This window comes from Pseudomonas sp. NFACC46-3 (genome assembly GCF_900114515.1).
Taxonomy (GTDB): domain Bacteria; phylum Pseudomonadota; class Gammaproteobacteria; order Pseudomonadales; family Pseudomonadaceae; genus Aquipseudomonas; species Aquipseudomonas fluorescens_Q.
In genome coordinates, this window is record NZ_FOTH01000024.1 from 52,787 (window position 1) to 75,602 (window position 22,816).

A 22,816-nucleotide genomic window follows, 5' to 3' on the forward strand; every position below is an offset into this window, starting at 1 on the left:
TACGTTATTGGTTTTGGCAGGGTTGTGGATAACGGGCCTTGCGCTCCAGATCGTCGAGGTCGATGTGGTTACGCATGTACTGCTGGCTGGCGTCCACCAGCGGCTGGTGATCCCAGCTCTTGAGTTTGCCCAGGGTCAGCGCCTGGGCGACGAAACGGCGGCGGCGCTGGCTGGCGAGCACCTGTTGATGAATGGTCGAAATGTCCCACTTGGCGCGCGCTTCGGCGAGAAAATCGGCGAACAGAGCCTGATGCTCAGGGGATTGGCTGAGGTTCTCCAGTTCTTTGGGGTCGTTGCGCACGTCAAACAGCAGGCACGGGTCATCTTCGCTGTAGATGAATTTCCACGGGCCGCGACGGATCATCATCAGGGGGCTGATGGTGCCTTCGGCCATGTATTCACCGAAGACTTCATCATGCCCGCCCTGCCCTTGCAGATGGGGCACCAGCGAACGGCCATCCAGCGGCAAGCCCGGTTCCAGCGTGCCGCCGGCCAGCTCCACCAGGGTCGGTAGCAAGTCGGCGGTGGACACGGCCGCGCCCACGCGGCCGCTGGCGAACTGCCCTGGGGCACTGATCAATAGCGGTACGCGGGCGGCCATTTCGAACCAGTGCATTTTGTACCAGAGGCCCTTTTCGCCGAGCATGTCCCCGTGATCGCCAGAGAACACGATGATCGTGTCGTCCAGTAGACCGGTGTCTTCCAAGGTCTGCAGCAGCTTGCCGACATTGCTGTCAATGTAGCTGCATGCGCCGAAATAGGCGCGGCGGGCATCCCGGATCTTATCCACAGGCAGCGGCTTGTCCCACAGGTCATAGACCTTCAGCAGCCGCTGGGAATGGGGGTCGAGCGTCGTTTGCGCCGGGGTCTGCGGCAAAGGGATGTCGTTGTCGTCATACAAATCCCAGAACGCCTTGGGAATCGTGTACGGGTCGTGTGGGTGGGTCATCGATACGGTGAGGCAAAACGGCTGGTCACCGTCTTCGCGGATGTGGTCGAACAGGTACTGCTGGGCCTTGAACACCACTTCTTCATCGAAATCCAGCTGGTTGGTACGCACGCACGGCCCGGCCTGCAACACCGACGACATGTTGTGATACCAACTCGGCCGCACGTCCGGCTCGTCCCAGTTCACCGCCCAGCCGTAATCGGCCGGGTAAATGTCGCTGGTCAGGCGTTCTTCGTAGCCGTGCAGTTGGTCTGGCCCGCAGAAGTGCATCTTGCCGGACAGCGCCGTGCGGTAGCCGAGGCGACGCAGGTAATGGGCATAGGTCGGCACGTCCGCCGGGAAATCCGCCGCGTTGTCGTACGCACCGATCTTGCTCGGCAACTGGCCGCTCACCAGGGTGAAACGCGACGGTGCGCACAGCGGGCTGTTGCAGTAGGCGGCATCGAACACCACGCCCTCGGCGGCCAGGCGCGAGAGGTTCGGCAGCTTGATCGGCGAAGGACCGTAGATCGGCAACATTGGCGCGGCCATTTGATCGGCCATGATGAAAAGAATGTTCTTGCGCTTCATGTATTCGCGGCATTCCATAGTAGGCAGTTATGCGACATTGCTGCGATTGAGCATGTAGCCCCCGGGTTTTGGGGTAAAGCCCATGCAGGATAATGACTAGGATAAGCACAGCTTATGTATGACGCCCTGGGTAACCTGTCCCTGGAACTGTTCCGTGCCTTTGAAGCCGCAGCACGTCAACAAAGCTTTACCGCGGCGGCGATCGAGCTGGGCACCACGCAACCGGCCATCAGCCAGCAGATCAAGCGCCTGGAAGAGCAACTGGGTACGCGGTTGTTCGACCGCATCTATCGCGGGATCGAACTGACCGAGGCCGGGACCATCCTGTTCGAGCAGGTCCAGGCCGGCTTGCAGAGCATCGATGCCGGGCTGAGTGCAATCACCGCCCAGCATCAGCATGAGGTGCTGCAAGTCGCCACGGACTTCGCATTCGCCGCCTATTGGCTGATGCCGCGCCTGCATCGCTTTCACGCCGCCAACCCCCAGGTGGATGTGAGCCTGGTGACCAGCGAGCGCAACCACAACATGTTGCGCACCGATATCGACGTTGCCGTGCTGTTCGGCGACGGTCGCTTCAAACAAGGTGAAAGTCGTTGGCTATTCAGCGAAGAAGTCTTTCCGGTGTGCAGCCCGCTGTTGCTCAAGGATCGTCCCCAGCCCTTGTCCGCGCTGGCCTTGGCGGAGTTTCCATTGCTGCACCTGCGCGCGGGCAACAGCAACAGCTGGTTCGACTGGAGTGGGGTATTCCGCGAGCTGGGCATCACGTCACCACCGGCGCCCGGGCAACTGCGCTTCGACAACTACACACTACTCATCCAGGCGGCGATTGGCGGTCAAGGCGTCGCCATCGGCTGGCGGCACCTTGTGGATAACTTATTGGCCCAGGGGCTGCTGTGTCGTCCGATCGCTGAAACGGTGCTGTCGCGGCTGGGGTATTACGTGGTCTTGCCTCAGCGTAAACGGCGCGGTGTGTTGATCAGACAATTCGTCGATTGGCTGATGGAAGAACAGGCCAACAGTGCTGAATCGCTCACGGGGTTGCCGTTGCCTTCGATTGCGGTTTGAGGCCGTGGCGAAAGCCATGTTTTTGGGGCTGCTTCGCAGCCCAGCGGGAGCAAGCTCCCTCGCCACGGATGTGGATGTCGACAGCTAGTGGGCGGCCACAAAGCTGACATGCTCGCCCACATGCAGGTTCAGGCGCAGCTCATCGGCGATGCCGACCGCCACCCGGTTGAGCCGCTCCAGGGATTCGGCCATGCCGGGTTCTAGGCTGGTACTGACCTGGCTGAAATGCTCGATGCCCAAGCCTGGCGCGGCATAGGGGGCGTTGATCAAGGTCCACTGCAAGGTGCTGTTCTTCAGGGCATCGAGCACTTCTTCGGCGGCGTGGCGCTGCAAATCGTCGTCCGTCGGCTCCTCGTCGAGCATCGCAAAGTCGCCCACCAGGAACAGCCGGGGAATATTCACCGCCTGCATGCCAGCAATCAGTGCATCGACGGCCAATACTTGCTCCACCGGGCCGGGAATCAGTGTGCGCTCCACTTGTTCGCTGTTCATCGGCAACCCCGGCGCGTTCAGCAAACACACCACGGCGCTGGCACCGGCAACACTTTGCTTGACCCGCTCGGGATCGAAAAGATCACCGGTCTTGGTCCGCAGGCCCGGGCGTGGAGCCAGGGCAGTAAGATCGTCGAGAATGGCGATGACTTCGTGCTGGCGCCGCAGCATTTCAGCCATCAACGCACTGCCGAGGCTGCTCATGGCACCATAGAGCACCACTTTGATGACCGGGGTTTCGGCGTTTTTCATGGCTGTTTTCCTCTTTAATCCCGCCTGTAAAGGCTCTGACCCGCGGTAAACGGCGAGGGTTCGGCCTCTTTTCAAGGAGTGACAGATGCAGCGGATCAAGGGCTACCACGCCCACGTGTATTTCGATGCCAACACCCTCGACCAGGCGCGGGCCCTGTGCGAGGAAGCGGCGCAACTGTTTGCGCTGAAAATGGGCCGCGTCCATCAACGCCCGGTCGGACCGCATCCGGACTGGAGCTGTCAGCTGGCGTTCGACCCGCAGTACATTGGCGTGGTCTTGCCGTGGCTGGCGCTCAATCGCAAAGGGCTGGTGATTTTCATGCACCCGGAGACCGGCGATGACCTGATCGACCACACCGAGCATGCAATCTGGATGGGGGCGGTGCGGCCGTTGGATCTTTCGGTGTTTAAGGCAAGCACCTGATTGCTTTGTTTAGACCAGAGACATGATTCTGTGGCGAGGGGATTTATCCCCGCTGGACTGCGCAGCAGGCCCAAAAGGACAGAATGCACTCTCCAGATATTGCAGAATGACGGGTTTCAGGGCCGCTTCGCGCCCCAGCGGGGATAAATCCCCTCGCCACAGGAATGCTGCTTAATAGGTCATCATCTGCGGCTCGTCACCCATTTACCCTGCGAAAGCTTGCTGAAAGCTAGCGCGATTAGGATCACCGCACTTCCGGCAAAAGACCGGTCGGCCAAAAGCGAGCTTTCAAGGCTCGTTTGGCCCTTTTAACAACAACAATGGTGATTCTGATGTCCGCTGCTACCCGTCCCGCTGCACCCACTCCATCCGCCCGTCCCGAGCTTCGCATCCTGCGCTGACCTGTCCAGTTCGCCTTTGCCCGCCGCGCCACGCCTGGAGTATTTCCCATGCTGACTTTCCTTGGCTTCGCCATGGTCATCACGTTCATGTTCCTGATCATGACCAAGCGCCTCTCCGCGCTGATCGCCTTGATCATCATCCCGATCCTGTTCGCCCTGTTCGGTGGTTTTGCACCGAAAATCGGTCCGATGATGCTCGAAGGCATCACCAAGCTCGCCCCGACCGGGGTGATGCTGATGTTCGCAATTCTGTATTTTGCCCTGATGATCGACTCCGGCCTGTTCGACCCGGCCGTGCGCAAGATCCTCAAGCTGGTCAAGGGCGACCCGTTGAAAGTTTCGGTCGGTACCGCCGTTCTGGCGCTCGTCGTTTCCCTTGATGGTGACGGCGCGACCACTTACATGATCTGCGTGGCGGCGATGCTGCCGCTCTACAGCCGTATCGGCATGAGCCCACGCATCATGGCTGGCCTGATCATCCTCGCCGGCGGCGTGATGAACATGACCCCGTGGGGCGGTCCTACTGCCCGGGCGGCCAGTGCGTTGCATGTCGATCCGTCCGACATCTTCGTGCCGATGATTCCGGCGATGCTGGCCGGTGTGGTGGCGATCCTGGCGATTGCCTACATGTACGGTAAACGCGAACGCGCTCGCCTGGGTGAATTGCATCTGGTGGGCGATGAAATCGACCACAGCGAAATCAGCGTTTCCCAGTTCCCGGACGCCCGTCGTCCGAAGCTGATCTGGTTCAACGGCGCGTTGACCCTGGGCCTGATGTGCACCCTGATCGCCGGCCTGTTGCCGCTGCCGGTGCTGTTCATGGTGGCCTTCAGTATCGCGATGATCGTCAATTACCCGTGCCTGCAACAGCAGAAGGATCGCGTTGCGGCCCACGCCGGCAGTGTACTGGCGGTGGTCGGGCTGATTTTCGCGGCCGGTATCTTCACCGGCATCCTGTCCGGCACCGGCATGGTCGACGCCATGTCCAAGAGCCTGCTGGCGGTCATCCCGGAATTCCTGGGTCCTTACCTTGCGGTCATCACTGCACTGGTAAGCATGCCGTTCACTTTCTTCATGTCTAACGATGCATTTTATTACGGGGTGTTACCGGTTCTCGCCGAAGCCGCCAGCCACTACGGCATCACCGCTGTCGAAATGGCCCGTGCCTCGATCGTCGGCCAGCCCGTCCACCTGTTAAGCCCGCTGGTTCCGTCAACTTACCTGCTGGTGGCGCTGGCCGGGATCGAGTTCGGCGATCACCAACGCTTCACCCTGAAGTGGGCAGTATTGGTTTGCCTGTGCATAATGTTCGCCGCGTTGCTGATGGGGATTTTTCCGCTGTTCAGCACTCTATAAAAGCAATGCCTGCTGCGTCGCTCGTCGGCGCGGCTTAACACTCGCTCAAAGGAACTCACATGGAATGGCTGACCAACCCGGAAATCTGGGTTGCCTTCTTCACCTTGACCGCCCTGGAAATCGTCCTGGGCATCGACAACATCATCATGATTTCGATCCTGGTCAGCCGCATGCCCAAGCACATGCAGGCGCGCACCCGGATTTTCGGCCTGGCCCTGGCCATGATCACGCGGATCCTGTTGCTGTTGTCCATCACCTGGGTCATGCGCCTGACCGCCGATCTGTTCGAAGTGTTCGGCCAGGGCATCTCCGGACGTGACCTGATCCTGTTCTTCGGCGGCCTGTTCCTGCTGTGGAAAAGCTCCCAGGAGATGTACCACGCGCTGGAAGGCGAAGATGAAACCAACGAGGCGCCTTCGGGCAAGGGCGGCAATTTCATCTACACCATCATCCAGATCGCGATCATCGACATCGTGTTCTCCCTGGACTCGGTCATCACCGCCGTCGGCATGGTTTCCCATGTGCCGGTGATGGTGGCGGCGATCATCGTCGCCGTGCTGGTGATGATGCTGGCCTCGGCGACCATCAGTGAGTTCATCGACAAGCACCCGTCGCTGAAGATGCTGGCGCTGTCGTTCCTGCTGGTGGTCGGTACCGTGCTGATCGCCGAGTCGTTCGACGTGCATGTGCCAAAAGGCTACGTCTACTTCGCCATGGCGTTCTCCCTGGCGGTGGAAGCCATCAACATCAAGATGCGCACTGCGATTGCACGCAAGCGCAAGCAGCAGGACCCGGTGAAACTGCGCAAGGATATGCCGGGTCAGTAATGGCGTGGGGCATTTGAATGAAGGGGCTCTTTGGAGCCCCTTTTTCATGCCGGTATGAAAGTGGCCCGCTCCCACAGGCCCGCGCTCGCCTGATCGATATAGGAGGCTTCAAGATCGTCGGCGTATTTCTATGACAGTTTTGTTTCAAACGATTCTTTAGCTGTGCAATGCTGGCGCCCGAACCGTTCGCCAACTACAGCTTAAGTACAAGAAAGAAGAATGTGGCATCGTCAATTTGTCCCTTTGGGACGCTAACAGGGGGCTCCTCATGCTGACCCTGCTGAATTTGCTCTCCGCCGTCGCCCTGCTGATCTGGGGCACGCATATCGTGCGTACCGGCATCTTGCGGGTCTATGGCTCGAACCTGCGCCATGTCATCGGCCAGAACATGTCCCGGCGCTGGCTGGCCTTTGTCGCGGGGATCATGGTCACGGCCATGGTCCAGAGCAGCAACGCCACGGCCATGCTCGTCACCTCGTTCGTCGGCCAGGGCCTGATGGCGCTGACCCCGGCCCTGGCGACCATGCTCGGCGCCGATGTCGGCACCGCGCTGATGGCACGGGTGCTGACCCTCGACCTGTCGTGGCTGTCGCCGCTGCTGATTTTCCTCGGGGTGATTTTTTTCCTGTCGCGCAAACAGACCCGCGTCGGGCAAATGGGTCGGGTCGGCATCGGCCTGGGCCTGATCATCCTGGCCCTGCAATTGATCGTCGAAGCCGCGACGCCCATCACCCATGCCCAGGGCGTGAAAGTGATCTTCGCCTCGCTGACGGGCGACATCCTGCTCGATGCGTTGGTCGGCGCGATGTTCGCGATGATCTCCTACTCCAGCCTGGCGGCCGTGCTGCTGACCGCCACACTGGCCGGCGCTGCGGTGATCAGCCTGCCGGTGGCCATCGGCCTGGTGATTGGCGCCAACATTGGTAGCGGCGTCCTGGCCTTTCTCAGCACCAGCATGCAGAACGCCGCCGGGCGCCAGGTGGCGTTGGGCAGCCTGTTGTACAAGCTGATCGGCCTGTTGCTGATCATTCCGGTACTCGATCCGCTGGTGGGCTGGCTGGACAGCCTGGATTTCAGCCCCCAGGAAACCGTCATTGGTTTCCATCTGCTCTATAACACCGTGCGTTGCCTGGTGCTGCTGCCCAGCGTCGGCCCCATGGCGCGGCTCTGTGCCTGGCTGCTGCCAGAACGTCCGGACACCAACGGCACGGCCAAGCCGCGACATCTGGACCCTACCGCCCTCGCCACTCCGAGCCTGGCGCTGGCGAACGCGGCCCGGGAAACCCTGCGTATCGGCGACCTGATCGAAAACATGCTCGAAGCCATGCTGGACGTGCTGCGCGGCCAGCAGACCGCGGTGACCCAGGACGTGCGGCGCATGAGCGATGACGTCGAGGCGCTGTGCAGTGCAATCAAGTTGTACATGGCGCAAATGCCCCGTGAAGACCTCAGCGAACAGGACAGCCGCCGCTGGGCGGAGATCATCGAACTGGCGATCAACCTCAAACTCGCCAGCGACCTGATCGAGCGCATGTTGCGCAAGGTCCAGCAACAGAAGACCTCGCAACGTCGCTCCTTTTCCGACGTGGGCCTGGAGGAGTTGGCGGGGCTGCACAGTCACTTGATCGCCAACTTGCGGCTGGGGCTGTCGGTATTCCTCAGTGCCGACCGGGAAAGCGCCCGCCAGTTGCTGCGTGAGAAACGTCGCTTTCGGGCGCAGGAACGGCGCATGGCCCATGCCCACGTCAGCCGCTTGCAGCGCAAGGTCGTGCAAAGCCTGGAGACCAGCTCCCTTCACTTGGAGCTGATTGCCGACATGAGGCGCCTCAATTCGCTGTTTTGCGGCAGTGCCTATGTGGTCCTGGAGACCGCCGAGATAGGCGCACTGGCGGCGGATGAAATTAGCGACATTACCCATTCGCCGTGAACGACTGGCGCATTGGTCAGTCAGTAACATTGGCTCGGGCCTGAAACCGTTCACCGGCCCGCCTGCTCCCGTTGTCATGAATACCGCATAGATTCGATAGGGGGAGCGAGCCGACTCCGGGCGACGATCCGCCGATGACGGCCTGCCCGACACCATGGACCTCCACTCAGCCGCCAGGAAGCCCTTATGCGTTGTCTGTTGTTCGCCTTTCTTTTACTCGGCTCACTGCCCGTGGTCGCCCTGGACCGGTTCCAGGTCGAAGGCTATACGTTGCCCAACGGCATGCAGCTGATGCTCAAGCCGGGCAGCGAGCGCGGGCATGTGGCGATCCGCTTGGTGGTCGGCGTGGGCCTGGACGACTTCAGTTGCGCCGACAAGGAACTGCCGCATCTGCTCGAACACCTGCTGTTCAGCGGCGTCGATGAGAGTGGTGAAGGCGGCCTGGAAGAGCGCATGCAGGCCTTGGGTGGCGAGTGGAATGCCTTCACGAGCAACGCCGACACCACGTTCGTGATCGAGGCGCCGGCACGCAATCAACGCAAGATCCTGGACCTGCTGCTGGCGCTGTTGACCCGCACCCGCATCGATGAAAAAGCCCTGGAGGCGGCCAAGCGGGTGGTTGAACGCGAGGACGGCGGCCACTACACCCACCTGCAACGCTGGCTCGATCACCAGGACCTGGGCCACAAGGCCAGCAACCAGTTGGCGGTTGAGCTGGGCCTGCGCTGCGCGGAACGGGCCGAGGTCGGGCGCCATACCCTTGCCCGACTCGAACAAGTGCGCAAGGCCTGGTATGCACCGAACAACATGACCCTGATCGTGGTCGGCGACCTCGACCGACTGTTGCCGGCCTACCTGGAGCGCGCCTTTGGCGAACTCGAGCCGGTGGAGCCCAGCCCACACGAGGCGCTGCCGCAGATCCGCTACAAGGCGGTCACCAAGCGCAACCTGATCCATGGCCTGGTCGGCAATAGCGCCAAGCTTCATTGGCTGTTCCCGGAGCCGGTGCTGGATGAGCAGCATGACGAAACCTTCGACCTGCTCAAGGATTACCTGGACTGGGCGCTCTATCGCCAATTGCGCCTGGCCCGTGGCTTGTCCTACGGGCCGTGGACCGAACGCGAGGTGTTCGGCGGCGTCGGCTTCTTCAGCCTGAACGCGGACCTGTCCCGCGAAGACTTGCCCGAAGCCGAACAGGCGCTGGAAGAACTGCGCAAGAGATTGCTCAAGGATGGCCTGGACCCCGCCGATTTCGTGCGCATCAAACGTGCGGCCATTGCCCATCAGTCCTGGGCGGTTCAAGGCAACAGCGCACTGGCCGATTACTACTGGGGCGCCCTGGGCGATTATGAAGACGGCCGTTTCGCCAACCCGGCCCTGCGCCTGCAGGAGGTGAGCCTGGAACAGGCCAACGTGGCCCTGCGCGAACTGCTCAAGGACCCGGGTTACCTGCGCATCGAAAAGCCGTTGCTCAGTGACGATGAGCTCGTCTGGGGGCTGGGCGGTCTGCTGGGGGTGCTGTTGCTTGGGTTGGTGGTGTGGCAAGTGCGTCGGCGGGCCCGACCAGAATCTGGTTGATCCGCCCTGGGGGAGCTTGCTCGCGATGACTCCAGCCCAGGGCAACTCAAATCCCGTGGCGAGGGAGCTTGCTCCCGCTCGGCTGCGCAGCAGGCGCAAACCGGGCGATGCGATTTACCTGGATAAATGCTGGGGCCTGCTTCGCAGGCCAGCGGGAGCAAGCTCCCTCGCCACAAAAGAGCATCACGGCACGCGTCGCGATCCTCGCCATGTCACCGCCCTGACGATACTCTGTCAGGGATATTTCCTACGACTTACTGCGAAACTACCGAATGCAAAACCTGACGGTCTATATCCAGCGCCTCCTTGAATTGATGAAGCGCTATCCAGGGGTCATTGCGCTCGGTGGCTTCATTTCCGGGGTCGGCAGCTTCATGCTGGTGGATCGCCAGCAGGGCCTGGCGACCTGGATCGCCATCATGATGCTGGTGAGCTGGCTCTGGCTGATGGTCGAGAACAGCATGACCCGGCTGTTCGCGCGGATTTTCAAACGGGAAATCCCCCAGCCGCTGTTGCGCTACGCCACGCAGATGATTCACCAGGAAAGCCTGTTTTTCGTCCTGCCGTTTTTCTTCATCACCACCACCTGGAACAGCAGCCAACTGCTTTTCACCGGCCTGCTGACGATCGCGGCGCTGATCTCGATCACCGACCCGCTGTACTACAAATGGCTGGCGCCTCGGCGCTGGGCGTTCCTGGCCTTGCACACGCTGACGCTATTCGCCGCCCTGCTCACCGCGCTGCCGGTGATCCTGCACCTGACCACCGACCAAAGCTTCAAGCTGGCGCTGGGCATTGCGATGCTGCTGTCGTTTCCCAGCCTGGCCTCGATCTTCCCGATCCGCACCGTGCGCAACGCCCTCGCCATTTTGTGTATCACCGTCGGGATTGGCGCCGCCGGCTGGGTGCTGCGCTCCTGGGTGCCACCGGCCACGCTGTGGATGACCGAAGTGGCGATCAGCACCCAACTGGAAGATCGCACGCCGGGCGCCAGCCTCAAGGAAGTCAGCGCGGCCCAGATTCGCGGCAACGGCCTGTACGCCTACACCGCGATCAACGCGCCACGTGGGCTCGACGAGCGGATCTATCACGTCTGGCAGTTCAACGGTAAAGAAGTCGACCGCATCGCCCTGGACATCCACGGCGGGCGCAAGGAAGGCTATCGCGCCTGGACCCACAAGCAGAACTTCCCGCAAGACCCGACGGGCAAATGGCAGGTGCGGGTGCTGACGGAAAATGGTCAGATGATCGGCGTGTTGCGTTTCAACGTGAGCGCTGACGCACCCGAGGCAAAATAACGGCGGTCGTGCTATTAGGTAGCGCTGTTCAAGTCGAACGAGCATGGAGCTTATGACCCTCGGATCCCACACTGGCACAGCCCGGCTGGACACGTCTCGCTCTCCGGCCCGACTCTGGGTCGGCGGCGACTGGACGCTGGCCCATTACGCGCAGCTCAAGCGCTTGAGCGAATCCTTGAGCGGCCACTACGACGAGCACACCCTGATCGATCTCAACGGCCTCGGCGCCCTCGACACTGCCGGGGCTTCGTTGCTGGTGGAACTGCTGGGCTCCGAACGGCTGGGCAAGACCACCGAGCACCCCGATTGCAGCTTGCCGGCCGCCGAGCGGGCGCTGTTGCAGACGGTCTATTGCTCGCTGACGGACTTCTGTGTGCCGGTGAAAGAGCCGCAGGTCAGCGTGCTGACACAACTGCTGACCCGTATCGGCCGCGCCGTGGAAAAAGTCTGGCAAGACACCCTGCAACTGCTGGGTTTTGTCGGCCTGATTCTGGAAACCCTGGCCCGCAACCTGTTTCACCCCAGGCGCTGGCGCATGACAGCGATGGTCGTTCACATCGAACAGACCGGCCTGGACGCAGCCCCCATCGTCGCCCTGCTGACGTTCCTGGTGGGCGCAGTGGTGGCCTTTCTCGGCGCAACGGTGCTGGCCGATTTCGGCGCCAGCATCTTTACCGTGGACCTGGTGGCGTTCTCGTTCCTGCGTGAATTCGGCGTGTTGCTGACGGCGATCCTCATGGCGGGCCGCACCGCCAGCGCGTTCACCGCGCAGATTGGCTCGATGAAGGCCAACGAAGAAATCGACGCGATCCGCACCCTGGGCCTCGATCCGGTCGAGTTGCTGGTGATTCCACGGGTACTGGCGCTGTTGGTGGCGCTGCCGATGCTGACCTTCCTGGCCATGCTCTCGGGCATTATCGGTGGCGGCGTGGTTTGCGCTTTGTCGCTGGGTATTTCACCGGCCATGTTCCTCACGCTGTTGCAGTCGGACATTGGCGTGCAGCATTTCCTGGTGGGGATGGTCAAGGCGCCGATCTTTGCCTTCCTGATCGCTGCCGTGGGTTGCCTGGAAGGTTTCAAGGTCAGTGGCAGTGCCGAATCGGTCGGGGCTCACACCACGTCCAGCGTGGTGCAGTCGATTTTCGTGGTGATTGTGCTCGATGCCGTGGCCGCGCTGTTTTTCATGGAGATGAATTGGTGAGCCAACCCTTGCGACCGCCCACCGAGACGGTGATTCAAGTGCGCGGCCTGTGCAATCGCTTTGGCCGCCAGAGCGTGCATGAAAACCTCGACCTGGACGTGTACAAGGGCGAGATCCTTGCCGTGGTCGGCGGCTCCGGCAGCGGCAAATCGGTGCTGCTGCGCAGCATCGTCGGCCTGAACCGGCCCAGCGAAGGTTCCGTGCGGGTGTTCGGCGAGGACTTGCCGAGCCTGCCCCCGGAACAACGTTCACGAGTGGAACGGCGCTTTGGCGTGTTGTTCCAGAAAGGCGCGCTGTTCTCATCATTGACCGTGACAGAAAACGTCGCCCTGCCGCTGATCGAACACGCCGGGCTCAGCCGGGCCGACGCCGAGCACCTGGCAGCGGTGAAGCTGGCCTTGGCCGGGCTGCCACTCTCGGCCGCAGACAAGTACCCCGCCTCGCTGTCCGGCGGCATGATCAAGCGCGCCGCCCTGGCCCGTGCGCTGGCCCTGGACCCGGACATTCTGTTTCTCGACGAACCCACCGCCGGCCTCGATCCCATCGGTGCGGCGGCGTTCGACCAATTGATCCTGACACTGCGCGATGCCCTGGGCCTGAGCGTGTTCCTGGTCACCCACGACCTGGACACCCTCTACACCATCACCGACCGGGTGGCGGTACTGGCGCAGAAAAAAGTCCTGGTGGCCGATGTCATCGACAAGGTGTCGGAAACCGACGACGCCTGGATTCACGAATACTTCCATGGCCCTCGCGGCCGCGCGGCGTTATCGGCCGCTACACAATCGAACGAGGTTTGACATGGAAACCCGAGCCCATCATGTGCTGATCGGCCTGTTCACCGTCATTGTGGTGGCTGGCGCCCTGTTGTTTGGCCTGTGGCTGGCCAAGTCCAACGTGGACAGCGAATTCAAGTACTACGAAGTGGTGTTCAACGAGGCGGTCAGCGGGTTGTCCCGGGGCAGCTCGGTGGAATACAGCGGGATCAAGGTCGGCGACGTCGTCAACCTGCGCCTGGACCCGAACGACCCGCGCCGGGTTCTGGCGCAGGTGCGCTTGAGTGGGGAAACGCCAATCAAGCAAGACACCCAGGCCAAGCTGGCACTGACCGGCATTACCGGCACCTCGATTATCCAGCTCAGTGGCGGTACGCCCCAGAGCCCGGCACTGACCGGGCACGACGGGGAACCGCCAGTGATCATCGCCGCGCCCTCGCCTATTGCCCGCCTGCTCAACAACAGCGATGACTTGATGACCAGCATCAACCTGCTGCTGCACAACGCCAATGAGGTGTTTTCCTCGGACAACGTCCAAAGCCTGGGCAAGACGCTTGAGCATCTGGAGCAAACCACCGGGGTCATTGCCGAGCAGCGCGGCGATATTCGCCAAGCCATGCAGCAACTGGCGTCCATCGGCAAACAGGCCAGCGCCACGCTGGAACAGACCACGGCGTTGATGCGCAACGCCAATGGTTTGCTCAACGACCAGGGCAAACAGGCGTTCGGTAGTGCCGGCCAGGCCATGCAATCCCTGGCCCGCAGCACGGCAACCCTCGACAAACTGCTGAACGACAATCGCGATTCGTTGAATAACGGCATGCAGGGCCTCAATGCCCTGGCGCCAGCCGTGCGTGAACTGCGCGAAACCCTGAGCGCCCTGCGGGGAATCTCCCGGCGCCTGGATGCCAACCCCAGCGGCTATTTGCTGGGCAACGACAAGGACAAGGAGTTCACGCCATGAAGCCGTGCAACCGGTTTATCCGCCCTATTCTCTTACTGGCAGGATTGCTCCTGGTGGGCGGTTGCTCGATTTTGCCCAAGGCCGAACCCTCGGATGTGTATCGCTTGCCCGTCACCCAGGCCTCGGCGTCTGCGGGCCCGGCGGTGAGCTGGTCGCTGCGCCTGGCCAGCCCCCAGGCCAGCGAAGTGCTCAACAGCCCGAAAATCGCGGTCATTCCCCAAGGCAACCTGTTCAGCAGCTACGCCGCCTCGCGCTGGAGCGACCCAGCCCCCGTGCTGCTGCGCAACCGCTTGCTCGATGGCTTCGCCCAGGATGGACGCGTCAGGTTGTTGAGCGTCGCCGACAGCAACCTGCAAGCGGATCTGGAGCTGGGCGGGCAATTGCAGGCGTTCCAGACCGAATACCAGGGCACTGCGGCCAGCGTGGTGATTCGCCTGGACGCGCTGCTGGTGCGCGGCTTCGACCAGCGCATCCTGGCCAGTCGCCGTTTTGAAGTGCGCCAGCCGTTGAGCGATGTGAAAGTACCGGCGGTGGTGGACGGCTTTGGCCGGGCCGGCGACCGGCTGACGGCCGAAGTGGTGGCCTGGACATTGGAGCAAGGCCAGCGTTTCGCAACGCCGACTCAACCCTAGAGGCGGCGGGAAGACTCAGGTCAACCGAAGAACCAGTAGCAAACGCCAATCGCCGCCACGACCCCGGCCAACTCCGCCAGCAGCGCGCACCCCACGGCATGGCGTGCCCGCTGGATGCCCACGGCGCCGAAATAGACCGCCAGCACGTAGAACGTAGTCTCGGTGCTGCCCTGGATGGTCGCCGCCACCAGGGCCGGGAAGCTGTCGACGCCGGAGGTCTTCATGGTCTCGATCAACATCGCCCGGGCGGCGCTGCCGGAAAACGGCTTGACCATGGCGGTCGGCAAGGCATCGACGAAACGCGTATCCCAGCCGGCCCACTCCACCAGGTGCCGAATGCCGTCGAGGCCGAAATCCAGCGCCCCCGAGGCGCGCAGTACACCCACGGCACAAAGCATTGCCACCAGGTACGGCAGCAAGGTCTTGGCGACGTCGAAGCCCTCTTTGGCGCCCTCGATGAAGGTTTCGTACACCTTGACCTTGCGCAGCGCGCCCACCACCAGGAACAGGATGATCAGGCCAAACAGAGTCAGGTTGCCCAGGATCGATGACAACCCCGCCAGCGCCGTGGCCGAAAGCGTTGCCAGCAGCGCCATGAAACCACCCAGCACCAGCGCACCCGGGATCAGATAAGCCAGCACCACCGGGTCCCACAACCGCAGGCGCTGCATGAACGCCACCGACAGCAGCCCCATCAGGGTCGAGGCGCTGGTGGCGAGCAGGATCGGCAGGAACACCAGGGTCGGGTCCGGCGCGCCTTGCTGTGCGCGGTACATGAAGATCGTCACCGGCAGCAGCGTCAGCGACGAGGCGTTGAGCACCAGGAACAGGATCTGCGCATTGCTGGCGATAGTCGGGCTGGGGTTGAGATCTTGCAGGGCGCGCATGGCCTTGAGGCCGATGGGGGTGGCTGCGTTGTCCAGTCCCAGGCCGTTGGCGGCGAAGTTGAGGGTGATCAGGCCGATCGCCGGGTGGCCGGCAGGCACTTGCGGCATCAAGCGCAAGAACAGCGGCCCGAGGGCCTTGGCCAGCCAGTCGACGATGCCGGCCTTTTCGGCGATGCGCAGGAAGCCCAGCCACAGGGTCAAGGTGCCGAACAGCAGGACCATGACCTCCACCGACAACTTGGCCATGGCGAAAATGCTTTCCACCATGGCCGCGAAGATCCCGGCGTTGCCGCCGATCAACCACTGCGCCAGCGCCGACACGGCAGCCACGATAAAGAAGCCAAGCCAAAGGCCATTGAGCATCAGTTAAATCCCCCGAAGATGCCGCGAATGATAGCGGGGCTGGCAGAAACGACAAACCCCGGATTGCTCCGGGGTTTAATAGTCACTGCAGCCCCCTGTGTGCGAGCTTGCTCGCGATGGCGTCGGCTCAGTCAGTATTGATGTTTGCTGACACACCGCAATCGCGAGCAAGCTCGCTCCCACAGGGGGATAGGCGCATCAATGGCTGGAGGGTTCCCCCGCCGGCAGCGGCTCCTTGCTGCGCCAGTGCGGCAGGGAGTTCCAGTAGCGCTGGCCCTTGGCATCGTCGTACATGCCTTCCCAGCGAGCGATGACCAGCACGGCCAGGGCGTTGCCGATGACGTTCAGCGCAGTACGGGCCATGTCCATGATGCGGTCCACACCGGCAATGAAGGCCAGGCCTTCCAGCGGAATGCCCACGCTGCCCAAGGTCGCCAGCAGCACCACGAACGACACGCCCGGCACACCGGCGATGCCTTTGGAGGTGACCATCAAGGTCAGCACCAGCAGCAATTGCTGGCTGATGGACAGGTCGATGCCGTACAACTGGGCGATGAAAATCGCCGCGATGCTCTGGTACAGAGTCGAACCGTCGAGGTTGAACGAATAACCGGTGGGCACCACAAAGCTGCAGATGGCTTTCGGCGCGCCGTAGGCTTCCATCTTCTCGATCACGCGTGGCAGCACGGTTTCGGAACTGGCGGTGGAATAGGCCAGCACCAGCTCATCCTTGAAGATGCGCATCAACTTGAGCACCGAGAAGCCGAACAGGCGGGCGATCACGCCCAGCACCACGAAGGCAAAGAAGGCGATGGCGACGTAAACCAGGATCACCAGCTTCGCCAGCGGCAGCAGCGACGCGAAACCGAAGTTGGCAACGGTCACCGCGATCAGGGCGAACACGCCGATGGGGGCGTATTGCATGATCATGTGGGTGACCTTGAACATGCTTTCCGACACGCCCTGGAACATTTTCACCAGCGGATCGCGCAGGTCCGATTGCAGGCTGGACAGGCCCAGGCCAAACAATACGGAGAAGAAAATGATCGGCAGCATCTCGCCACGCGCAACGGCGGCGAAGATGTTCGACGGGATCAGGTTGAGGATGGTCTGGATGAACGCATGTTCATGCTGGACTTCCGCGGCCGTGGCCTGGTACTTGGAGATATCCACTGTACCCAGGGTGCTCATGTCGATGCCACTGCCCGGCTGGAAGAAGTTGGCCAGCAGCAGGCCGACGACGATGGCGATGGTGGTGACGACTTCGAAGTAAAGGATGGTCTTGAGACCGATGCGCCCGAGCTTCTTGGCATCACCGACCCCGGCGATGCCGACGATCAGCGAGGAAATCACGATCGGGATCACGATCATCTTGATCAGACGGATAAAGATATCGCCCGCCGGTTGCAGCACATTGCTGATCCACCAGGCCTTCTCGGCACTGAAATGGTTGAGCAGAGCGCCCAATGCAATCCCGAGCACCAGACCGATGAGGATCTGCCAGGCGAGGCTTAGTCGTGCCTTCTTCATATTGTTACCCTTACTTCAGTTGGACTCGGACAGTGGCGCGAATGGATCGTCGATGACGAAAAACACTCATGCCCCTGCCCCCGTATAAGGTCACCCCGAGCGCGTTAGCGGCTTACTGGCAGGCGAAAAAAGGCGCAACTATTGCGATGCAAGGGGGGCTCGTCTAATGCCATAAACGCCTACCCCATGCCGAATCGGCATGAGATTTTTCAAACGAAACCCGCCTTCCAAGCGGTTCGAATGCGACATTTATGCAGGCATAAGTGCCGTGAACCGGCCGTTTCAGCGTAGCTGGGCTTTCTCTCGCAAGTGTGGGGAACCGATGAAACGGCAGCGACTCAAAACGCGGCCCATGGGAGAAATTACCTCGGCATTCTCCGATATACGGTTGGGCAAAGGGGGATAAATCGGCGGAAGGAGACAAAATGCCGCATCGCCGAGGGACTTGCCGCGGCCAATCCACCCACCGCTCTGGCGCACGCATTTTGCGAACAAGAAGCTCTACGCAAGCTCGCCAAGCCGCGATGGCTTTGCGAACTTGCGTCGCAGCTTTTACCTGACCCGGCCCTTTCGCAGGCACCCCTTGTGCCCGTAGGTCACTCCGACTCTCATCAGTCAGAACGTCCCAGCCCCTTGGTCATGCACCGGCCCTCCTCGGGCTGTGCAGCAGAGAAAAGCAGGGCTGCTTTTCCCATTTTCAGAATCAGTACCAGTTCGGATCTTTCTTGAGTTGTTCCATTAACAGTTTCTGCATACCTTCATCGGGCTTGCCGAGGAATCGGTAGTCGGCATGCCGCGTCGGGGACTTGTCGGCTGGCAGCCCCGCAGGGACTTCCACCAACATGGCATAGGCTTCGTCCTTGTCGAAACTGAAGGCGACGATCAGACGCTTGCTGCGACACGTTGCCTGGGTTTCACATAGCGGCCCCACCAAATACTTGTCGCCATCTTCTTCGACAGCATTCATCTGGTCCGAATCGCCCGCCAGGTTCATCACCCATTCGGGTAGACGTTCTTCTTTTTTCACGACGTGCTGCCAGGTCTCGCGATATTGCGCGTCGGCCTGCAGCAACTGGTTGACGCGCATCTGCCCGTCATTGGCAGCCATTGCCATGGCACTGCCGCCCAGCAACAGGGCGGCAGCCAGTCCTTTGAATGAAACGTTCATGGTCAGCCTCGGCCACGACGGCCAAAGAAGAAGGAAGCGATGAACATCACCAGGAACACAACAAAGAGAATCTTGGCGATGCCCGTGGCGGTGCCTGCGATACCACCGAAGCCCAGTACGGCGGCGATGATGGCAATGATCAGGAAGGTAATTGCCCAGCTCAACATGGTGATTCTCCTTACGCTTTTCTATTTAGTGAAGGTCTTGCGGTGATGGTTCCGGCGCAATGGACGACCGGTTCATCGGGTTAAAACACCCAGCGCTCTTCACGCGGCATGGCGCTCAATGGCTGGGCCTGGTCGACATCCATCATGCGCATTGAAGCGGACGCTTCTTCAAGGCTGCTGACGGCACTGAAATGGGTCTGTGGGGCACGATGAATCGAAACCTGCGGCGCTTGGGGCTGTTGGCTCTGATACCAGAGCAACCATTGCTGGCCCGTTACGAGGGTGACCAGCAGCGCCAAGGCAGCCCATGCGCCCTGCTGGACGTGCAGGGAAGAGAGGCGCAATGGGGCGGCACTTTTGAAGTGGGCGAAGCCAAATTGAGTGACACTTTGACGATTCATCCTGGAATTCCTCCCCACCCGAGTGCGGTGATCTGGTTGAGGCGCGCTACGCCACGTTGATCAGAGCATTGCAGTCGCCGTGCCAGGATTTTTTGTCAGATAAAAACCTTTAAAATCAATAAGTTAATAAATAAGTGCAACATGCCGGGAGCGCATCCTGCACGATGGCGCAGGCGTCGGTCGTGCGTATTGCACGAATCAGCAGGAAAAGTCGTTAGATTGTTTTTGAATTGGCTGTCAGACACAGCTGTCGGAATGAGCGATGCGAACCGTCCGAACCGGACGATTCGTAAAAAAAGGAACTCAAATCAGGCTTTTAGGAGTCAGACATCCACAGGGCCATTCTTGATGAGTAATATCCCCTCAGAATCGACCATGCAACTTGCCCGATTTTTCTGACACTAACCAACATCATTCATTAAAGGAGCGTAGGAAAAATGGAATCCGCCACTGAGCACCAAGGCCGCATTCTGCTGGTAGACGACGAGTCCGCCATCCTGCGTACATTCCGATACTGCCTGGAAGACGAAGGCTACAGCGTCGCCACCGCCAACAGCGCCGCCCAGGCCGACGCACTGCTGCAACGCCAGGTGTTCGACCTGTGTTTCCTCGACCTGCGCCTGGGGGAGGACAACGGCCTGGATGTCCTGGCACAAATGCGTATCCAGGCGCCCTGGATGCGCGTGGTCATCGTCACCGCTCACTCGGCAGTCGATACCGCGGTCGATGCGATCCAGGCCGGGGCGGCCGATTATCTGGTCAAGCCGTGCAGCCCCGATCAATTGCGCCTGGCGACCGCCAAGCAACTGGAAGTACGCCAGCTGTCGGCAAGGCTCGAAGCCCTTGAAGGGGAAGTGCGCAAACCCAAGGATGGCCTGGACTCCCACAGCCCAGCGATGAAAGTCGTCCTGGAAACCGCGCGCCAGGTCGCCAGCACCGACGCCAACATCCTGATCCTCGGCGAGTCCGGCACCGGCAAGGGCGAGCTGGCCCAGGCGATCCATGGCTGGAGCAAGCGGGCGAAGAAGTCCTGCGTCACCATCAATTGCCCGTCGCTGACCGCTGAACTGATGGAAAGCGAATTGTTCGGCCATAGCCGTGGGGCTTTCACCGGGGCCAGCGAGAGTACGTTGGGTCGGGTCAACCAGGCCGACGGCGGCACGCTGTTTCTCGACGAGATCGGCGATTTTCCTCTGACATTGCAACCCAAGTTATTGCGTTTCATCCAGGACAAGGAATATGAGCGGGTAGGGGATCCAGTCACCCGTCGCGCCGACGTACGGATTCTCGCAGCGACCAACCTCAACCTCGAAGACATGGTGCGCGACGGACGTTTTCGCGAAGACCTGCTGTATCGCCTGAACGTCATCACCCTGCACCTGCCGCCATTGCGAGAGCGCGCCGAAGACATCCTGACCCTGGCCGACCGCTTCCTGGCCCGCTTCGTCAAGGAATACGCGCGCCCGGCCCGGGGTTTCAGCGACGAAGCGCGCGAAGCGCTGCTAGGCTATCGCTGGCCGGGCAACATCCGGGAACTGCGCAATGTGGTCGAGCGCGCCAGCATCATCTGCCCTCAGGAAAAAGTCGAAATCAGTCACTTGGGCATGGCCGAGCAACCGGTCAACAATGCGCCGCGCATCGGCGCCGCGCTGAGCCTCGACGAATTGGAAAAAGCCCACATCGGCGCGGTGCTGGCCACGGCCGACACCCTCGACCAGGCGGCCAAGACCTTGGGTATCGATGCCTCCACGCTGTACCGCAAACGCAAGCAGTACAACCTGTGAGCGACACCTTATGAAACTGGCGATGAAGCTGCGCACACGACTGTTTCTCAGTATCTCGGCCCTGATCACCGTGGCCCTGCTGGGATTGGTGCTTGGCCTGGTCAGTGTGATGCAGATGGCCAATACCCAGGAACAATCGGTACGCGACAACTTCATCCTGCTGGACCTGGGCCTCAAGCTGCGCCAGACGCTCGGCGATCAGTTGATGATCATGCTCGACGACAAGCCCGACCTGGCTGTGCTGGAGGCCTCCAAGCAGCAATACCTGGCGCTGATCGACGAAGGCATCGCCCACGAACAGGGGCTGGATGAAGCGGCAGTCAGCTTCAGCAGGGCCAAGGCCGACTACATTGAGTTTTTTGAAGCCTTCACCGCGTCTCGCCAGCAGCCGAGCCAGCTCGCGAACATCAAGGACCTCACCGAAAAATTCAATGTGCTGCGCAATGGACTGATCGAGGGCTATCGCCGGGCCCTGACCAACATCAGTGAAACCCAGGATCGCGCCCGTGAGCGCGCAATGTGGATTTCCGGACTGCTGGGGTTGGTGGGGTTTGCGGTGCTGATCATCGGGTTTATCACGGCCCATGGCATTGCCCGGCGTTTCGGCGCGCCGATCGAGGTACTGGCCGCGGCGGCGGACGACATCGGCCAAGGCAATTTCGAGGTCACGCTACCCGTGTCCTCGGCCGCTGAGTTGAATCTCCTGACCCGTCGCTTCGGGGTCATGGCCGAGGCCTTGCGTGAGCATCAGGCCACCAACGTCGATGAGCTGCTCGCCGGTCAGCAACGTTTGCAAGCCGTGCTCGACAGCATCGACGACGGCTTGCTGATGATCGACCGCAAAGGTCAGCTGGAGCACCTCAACCCGGTGGCCCAGCGTCAATTGGGCTGGGATGAGGAACGCCTCGGCCAAGGGCTGGGCGAGGCGCTGGGACGCCTTGAACTGGATGAAGAATTGCACCTGGTGCTGCGCGGTGGAAGCCTGGAGCGCGCGCCGGAAGACCTGAGCGTCGAAGTGGATGGCGAGTCGCGGGTGCTCACCTACAGCCTCACCCCGGTCAGTCATACCCAGGGCCACATTCTCGGCGCGGTCATGGTGCTGCATGACGTCACCGAGCAGCGCGCCTTCGAACGGGTGCGCAGCGAGTTCGTCTTGCGTGCCTCCCATGAGCTGCGCACGCCCGTGACGGGCATGCACATGGCCTTCGGCCTGTTACAGGAGCGCCTGCATTTTTCAGAAGAGTCGCGCGAGGCCGACCTGCTCAACACCGTCACAGAAGAAATGCAGCGACTGATGCAGCTCATCAATGACCTGCTGAACTTCTCTCGCTACCAGAACGGCCTGCAGAAGTTGACCCTGGCGCCTTGCTCCATCGACGATCTACTGGAAGCGGCCCGGTTGCGGTTTGCCGAGCAGGCCCAAACCAAGGGTATCGAGCTGCTGGTGGCGATCCAGGGCCCGCTCCCGCGCCTGCATGCCGACGCTGCGCAATTGGATCGCGTGCTCGATAACCTGATCGATAACGCCATGCGCCACACCGCCGAAAACGGCCAGATCCGCTTGCAGGCCCGACGGCATGGCGAGCGGGTGATCATCAGCGTCGAAGACAACGGTGAAGGCATTGCCTACGGCCAGCAGGGACGGATCTTCGAACCTTTCGTCCAGGTCGGACGCAAGAAGGGGGGTGCGGGCCTCGGCCTGGCGCTGTGCAAGGAGATCGTCCAGCTCCACGGCGGGCGCATGGGTGTTTATTCAAGGCCGGGGCAGGGCACACAGTTCTACATGGCGCTGGCAGTCTGAGAC

The 22,816-nt window shown here is 61.3% G+C and carries 20 protein-coding genes; 13 read left to right on the plus strand and 7 right to left on the minus strand.

Annotation, left to right across the window (positions count from 1 at the left end; all coding sequences use genetic code 11):
- Window positions 1-4 precede the first annotated feature (4 nt).
- Window positions 5-1,519, minus strand: a complete 1,515-nt coding sequence (gene betC, locus BM300_RS21580) for a choline-sulfatase (protein ID WP_092221022.1) — start codon at window positions 1,517-1,519, stop codon at window positions 5-7.
- 114 nt (window positions 1,520-1,633) lie between these two features.
- Between betC and BM300_RS21585 the strand changes: the two genes are divergently transcribed.
- Window positions 1,634-2,584, plus strand: a complete 951-nt coding sequence (locus BM300_RS21585; protein ID WP_092221025.1) for a choline sulfate utilization transcriptional regulator — start codon at window positions 1,634-1,636, stop codon at window positions 2,582-2,584.
- A gap of 84 nt (window positions 2,585-2,668) precedes the next feature.
- On the opposite strand, the gene BM300_RS21590 is transcribed toward BM300_RS21585, so the two are convergent.
- Entirely contained in the window at window positions 2,669-3,328 is a 660-nt protein-coding gene (locus BM300_RS21590; protein ID WP_063323598.1) for an NAD(P)-dependent oxidoreductase, read from the minus strand.
- Window positions 3,329-3,413: 85 nt separating this feature from the next.
- Here BM300_RS21590 and BM300_RS21595 point away from each other — a divergent pair, with 85 nt between their 5' ends.
- The 10 genes from BM300_RS21595 to BM300_RS21640 all read left to right on the plus strand — a co-directional run bounded on the left by BM300_RS21595 (window position 3,414) and on the right by BM300_RS21640 (window position 14,712).
- On the plus strand, window positions 3,414-3,752 hold the full coding sequence (locus BM300_RS21595) for a DOPA 4,5-dioxygenase family protein (protein WP_092463958.1): 339 nt from the start codon (window positions 3,414-3,416) through the stop codon (window positions 3,750-3,752).
- 449 nt (window positions 3,753-4,201) lie between these two features.
- Entirely contained in the window at window positions 4,202-5,509 is a 1,308-nt protein-coding gene (locus BM300_RS21600; RefSeq protein WP_092148871.1) for a CitMHS family transporter, read from the plus strand.
- Window positions 5,510-5,568: 59 nt separating this feature from the next.
- Complete coding sequence (locus tag BM300_RS21605) at window positions 5,569-6,336, plus strand: TerC family protein (RefSeq protein WP_092221031.1); 768 nt, start codon at window positions 5,569-5,571, stop codon at window positions 6,334-6,336.
- Window positions 6,337-6,604: 268 nt separating this feature from the next.
- Window positions 6,605-8,263 (plus strand): Na/Pi cotransporter family protein, encoded by a 1,659-nt coding sequence (locus tag BM300_RS21610; protein WP_092148877.1) that lies wholly within the window; start codon window positions 6,605-6,607, stop codon window positions 8,261-8,263.
- Between the two features lie 186 nt (window positions 8,264-8,449).
- Window positions 8,450-9,841, plus strand: coding sequence for a M16 family metallopeptidase (locus tag BM300_RS21615; protein ID WP_092148880.1), 1,392 nt, complete (start codon window positions 8,450-8,452; stop codon window positions 9,839-9,841).
- Between the two features lie 272 nt (window positions 9,842-10,113).
- Window positions 10,114-11,139: a DUF5924 family protein gene (locus BM300_RS21620; protein ID WP_092148883.1), complete on the plus strand. Its 1,026-nt coding sequence runs from the start codon at window positions 10,114-10,116 to the stop codon at window positions 11,137-11,139.
- A gap of 52 nt (window positions 11,140-11,191) precedes the next feature.
- A complete protein-coding gene (locus BM300_RS21625) occupies window positions 11,192-12,340 on the plus strand; it encodes an ABC transporter permease (protein WP_092347764.1) in 1,149 nt (382 codons plus the stop codon).
- Window positions 12,337-13,140 carry an ABC transporter ATP-binding protein gene (locus BM300_RS21630; RefSeq protein WP_092148889.1) on the plus strand — a complete coding sequence of 268 codons (804 nt, stop codon included), beginning with the start codon at window positions 12,337-12,339 and terminating at the stop codon, window positions 13,138-13,140. Before BM300_RS21625 ends, BM300_RS21630 begins: the two co-directional genes overlap by 4 nt.
- Window position 13,141: 1 nt before the next feature.
- Window positions 13,142-14,080, plus strand: a complete 939-nt coding sequence (locus BM300_RS21635) for an MlaD family protein (RefSeq protein ID WP_092347767.1) — start codon at window positions 13,142-13,144, stop codon at window positions 14,078-14,080.
- Window positions 14,077-14,712 (plus strand): ABC-type transport auxiliary lipoprotein family protein, encoded by a 636-nt coding sequence (locus BM300_RS21640; RefSeq protein WP_092463961.1) that lies wholly within the window; start codon window positions 14,077-14,079, stop codon window positions 14,710-14,712. The genes BM300_RS21635 and BM300_RS21640 overlap by 4 nt, the downstream gene beginning before the upstream one ends.
- 20 nt (window positions 14,713-14,732) lie before the next feature.
- Here the strand turns inward: BM300_RS21640 and BM300_RS21645 are convergent, their stop codons facing one another.
- The 5 genes from BM300_RS21645 to BM300_RS21665 all read right to left on the minus strand — a co-directional run bounded on the left by BM300_RS21645 (window position 14,733) and on the right by BM300_RS21665 (window position 19,228).
- On the minus strand, window positions 14,733-15,962 hold the full coding sequence (locus BM300_RS21645; protein WP_092148898.1) for a nucleoside recognition domain-containing protein: 1,230 nt from the start codon (window positions 15,960-15,962) through the stop codon (window positions 14,733-14,735).
- Between the two features lie 198 nt (window positions 15,963-16,160).
- Complete coding sequence (gene gltP, locus BM300_RS21650; RefSeq protein ID WP_063323609.1) at window positions 16,161-17,492, minus strand: glutamate/aspartate:proton symporter GltP; 1,332 nt, start codon at window positions 17,490-17,492, stop codon at window positions 16,161-16,163.
- A 703-nt stretch (window positions 17,493-18,195) separates the two neighbouring features.
- Window positions 18,196-18,660: an inhibitor of vertebrate lysozyme family protein gene (locus tag BM300_RS21655; RefSeq protein WP_092347774.1), complete on the minus strand. Its 465-nt coding sequence runs from the start codon at window positions 18,658-18,660 to the stop codon at window positions 18,196-18,198.
- 2 nt (window positions 18,661-18,662) lie between these two features.
- Window positions 18,663-18,827 (minus strand): DUF1328 domain-containing protein, encoded by a 165-nt coding sequence (locus tag BM300_RS21660; RefSeq protein WP_003177151.1) that lies wholly within the window; start codon window positions 18,825-18,827, stop codon window positions 18,663-18,665.
- A gap of 80 nt (window positions 18,828-18,907) precedes the next feature.
- Window positions 18,908-19,228, minus strand: coding sequence for a hypothetical protein (locus tag BM300_RS21665; RefSeq protein ID WP_092148907.1), 321 nt, complete (start codon window positions 19,226-19,228; stop codon window positions 18,908-18,910).
- A gap of 437 nt (window positions 19,229-19,665) precedes the next feature.
- Here BM300_RS21665 and algB point away from each other — a divergent pair, with 437 nt between their 5' ends.
- A complete protein-coding gene (gene algB / locus BM300_RS21670) occupies window positions 19,666-21,012 on the plus strand; it encodes a sigma-54-dependent response regulator transcription factor AlgB (protein WP_063323612.1) in 1,347 nt (448 codons plus the stop codon).
- Window positions 21,013-21,022: 10 nt separating this feature from the next.
- Window positions 21,023-22,813 carry an ATP-binding protein gene (locus BM300_RS21675; RefSeq protein WP_092148910.1) on the plus strand — a complete coding sequence of 597 codons (1,791 nt, stop codon included), beginning with the start codon at window positions 21,023-21,025 and terminating at the stop codon, window positions 22,811-22,813.
- The last annotated feature ends 3 nt before the right edge of the window (window positions 22,814-22,816 follow it).

Coding starts and splice junctions, on each gene's coding strand:
- algB (WP_063323612.1), top strand. CDS start 19,666: ATGGAATCCGCCACTGAGCACCAAGGCCGCATTCTGCTGGTAGACGAC.
- BM300_RS21640 (WP_092463961.1), top strand. CDS start 14,077: ATGAAGCCGTGCAACCGGTTTATCCGCCCTATTCTCTTACTGGCAGGA.
- BM300_RS21585 (WP_092221025.1), top strand. CDS start 1,634: ATGTATGACGCCCTGGGTAACCTGTCCCTGGAACTGTTCCGTGCCTTT.
- BM300_RS21610 (WP_092148877.1), top strand. CDS start 6,605: ATGCTGACCCTGCTGAATTTGCTCTCCGCCGTCGCCCTGCTGATCTGG.
- BM300_RS21595 (WP_092463958.1), top strand. CDS start 3,414: ATGCAGCGGATCAAGGGCTACCACGCCCACGTGTATTTCGATGCCAAC.
- BM300_RS21620 (WP_092148883.1), top strand. CDS start 10,114: ATGCAAAACCTGACGGTCTATATCCAGCGCCTCCTTGAATTGATGAAG.
- BM300_RS21635 (WP_092347767.1), top strand. CDS start 13,142: ATGGAAACCCGAGCCCATCATGTGCTGATCGGCCTGTTCACCGTCATT.
- betC (WP_092221022.1), bottom strand. CDS start 1,519: ATGAAGCGCAAGAACATTCTTTTCATCATGGCCGATCAAATGGCCGCG.
- gltP (WP_063323609.1), bottom strand. CDS start 17,492: ATGAAGAAGGCACGACTAAGCCTCGCCTGGCAGATCCTCATCGGTCTG.
- BM300_RS21675 (WP_092148910.1), top strand. CDS start 21,023: ATGAAACTGGCGATGAAGCTGCGCACACGACTGTTTCTCAGTATCTCG.
- BM300_RS21590 (WP_063323598.1), bottom strand. CDS start 3,328: ATGAAAAACGCCGAAACCCCGGTCATCAAAGTGGTGCTCTATGGTGCC.
- BM300_RS21665 (WP_092148907.1), bottom strand. CDS start 19,228: ATGAATCGTCAAAGTGTCACTCAATTTGGCTTCGCCCACTTCAAAAGT.
- BM300_RS21615 (WP_092148880.1), top strand. CDS start 8,450: ATGCGTTGTCTGTTGTTCGCCTTTCTTTTACTCGGCTCACTGCCCGTG.
- BM300_RS21625 (WP_092347764.1), top strand. CDS start 11,192: ATGACCCTCGGATCCCACACTGGCACAGCCCGGCTGGACACGTCTCGC.
- BM300_RS21655 (WP_092347774.1), bottom strand. CDS start 18,660: ATGAACGTTTCATTCAAAGGACTGGCTGCCGCCCTGTTGCTGGGCGGC.
- BM300_RS21600 (WP_092148871.1), top strand. CDS start 4,202: ATGCTGACTTTCCTTGGCTTCGCCATGGTCATCACGTTCATGTTCCTG.
- BM300_RS21660 (WP_003177151.1), bottom strand. CDS start 18,827: ATGTTGAGCTGGGCAATTACCTTCCTGATCATTGCCATCATCGCCGCC.
- BM300_RS21645 (WP_092148898.1), bottom strand. CDS start 15,962: ATGCTCAATGGCCTTTGGCTTGGCTTCTTTATCGTGGCTGCCGTGTCG.
- BM300_RS21605 (WP_092221031.1), top strand. CDS start 5,569: ATGGAATGGCTGACCAACCCGGAAATCTGGGTTGCCTTCTTCACCTTG.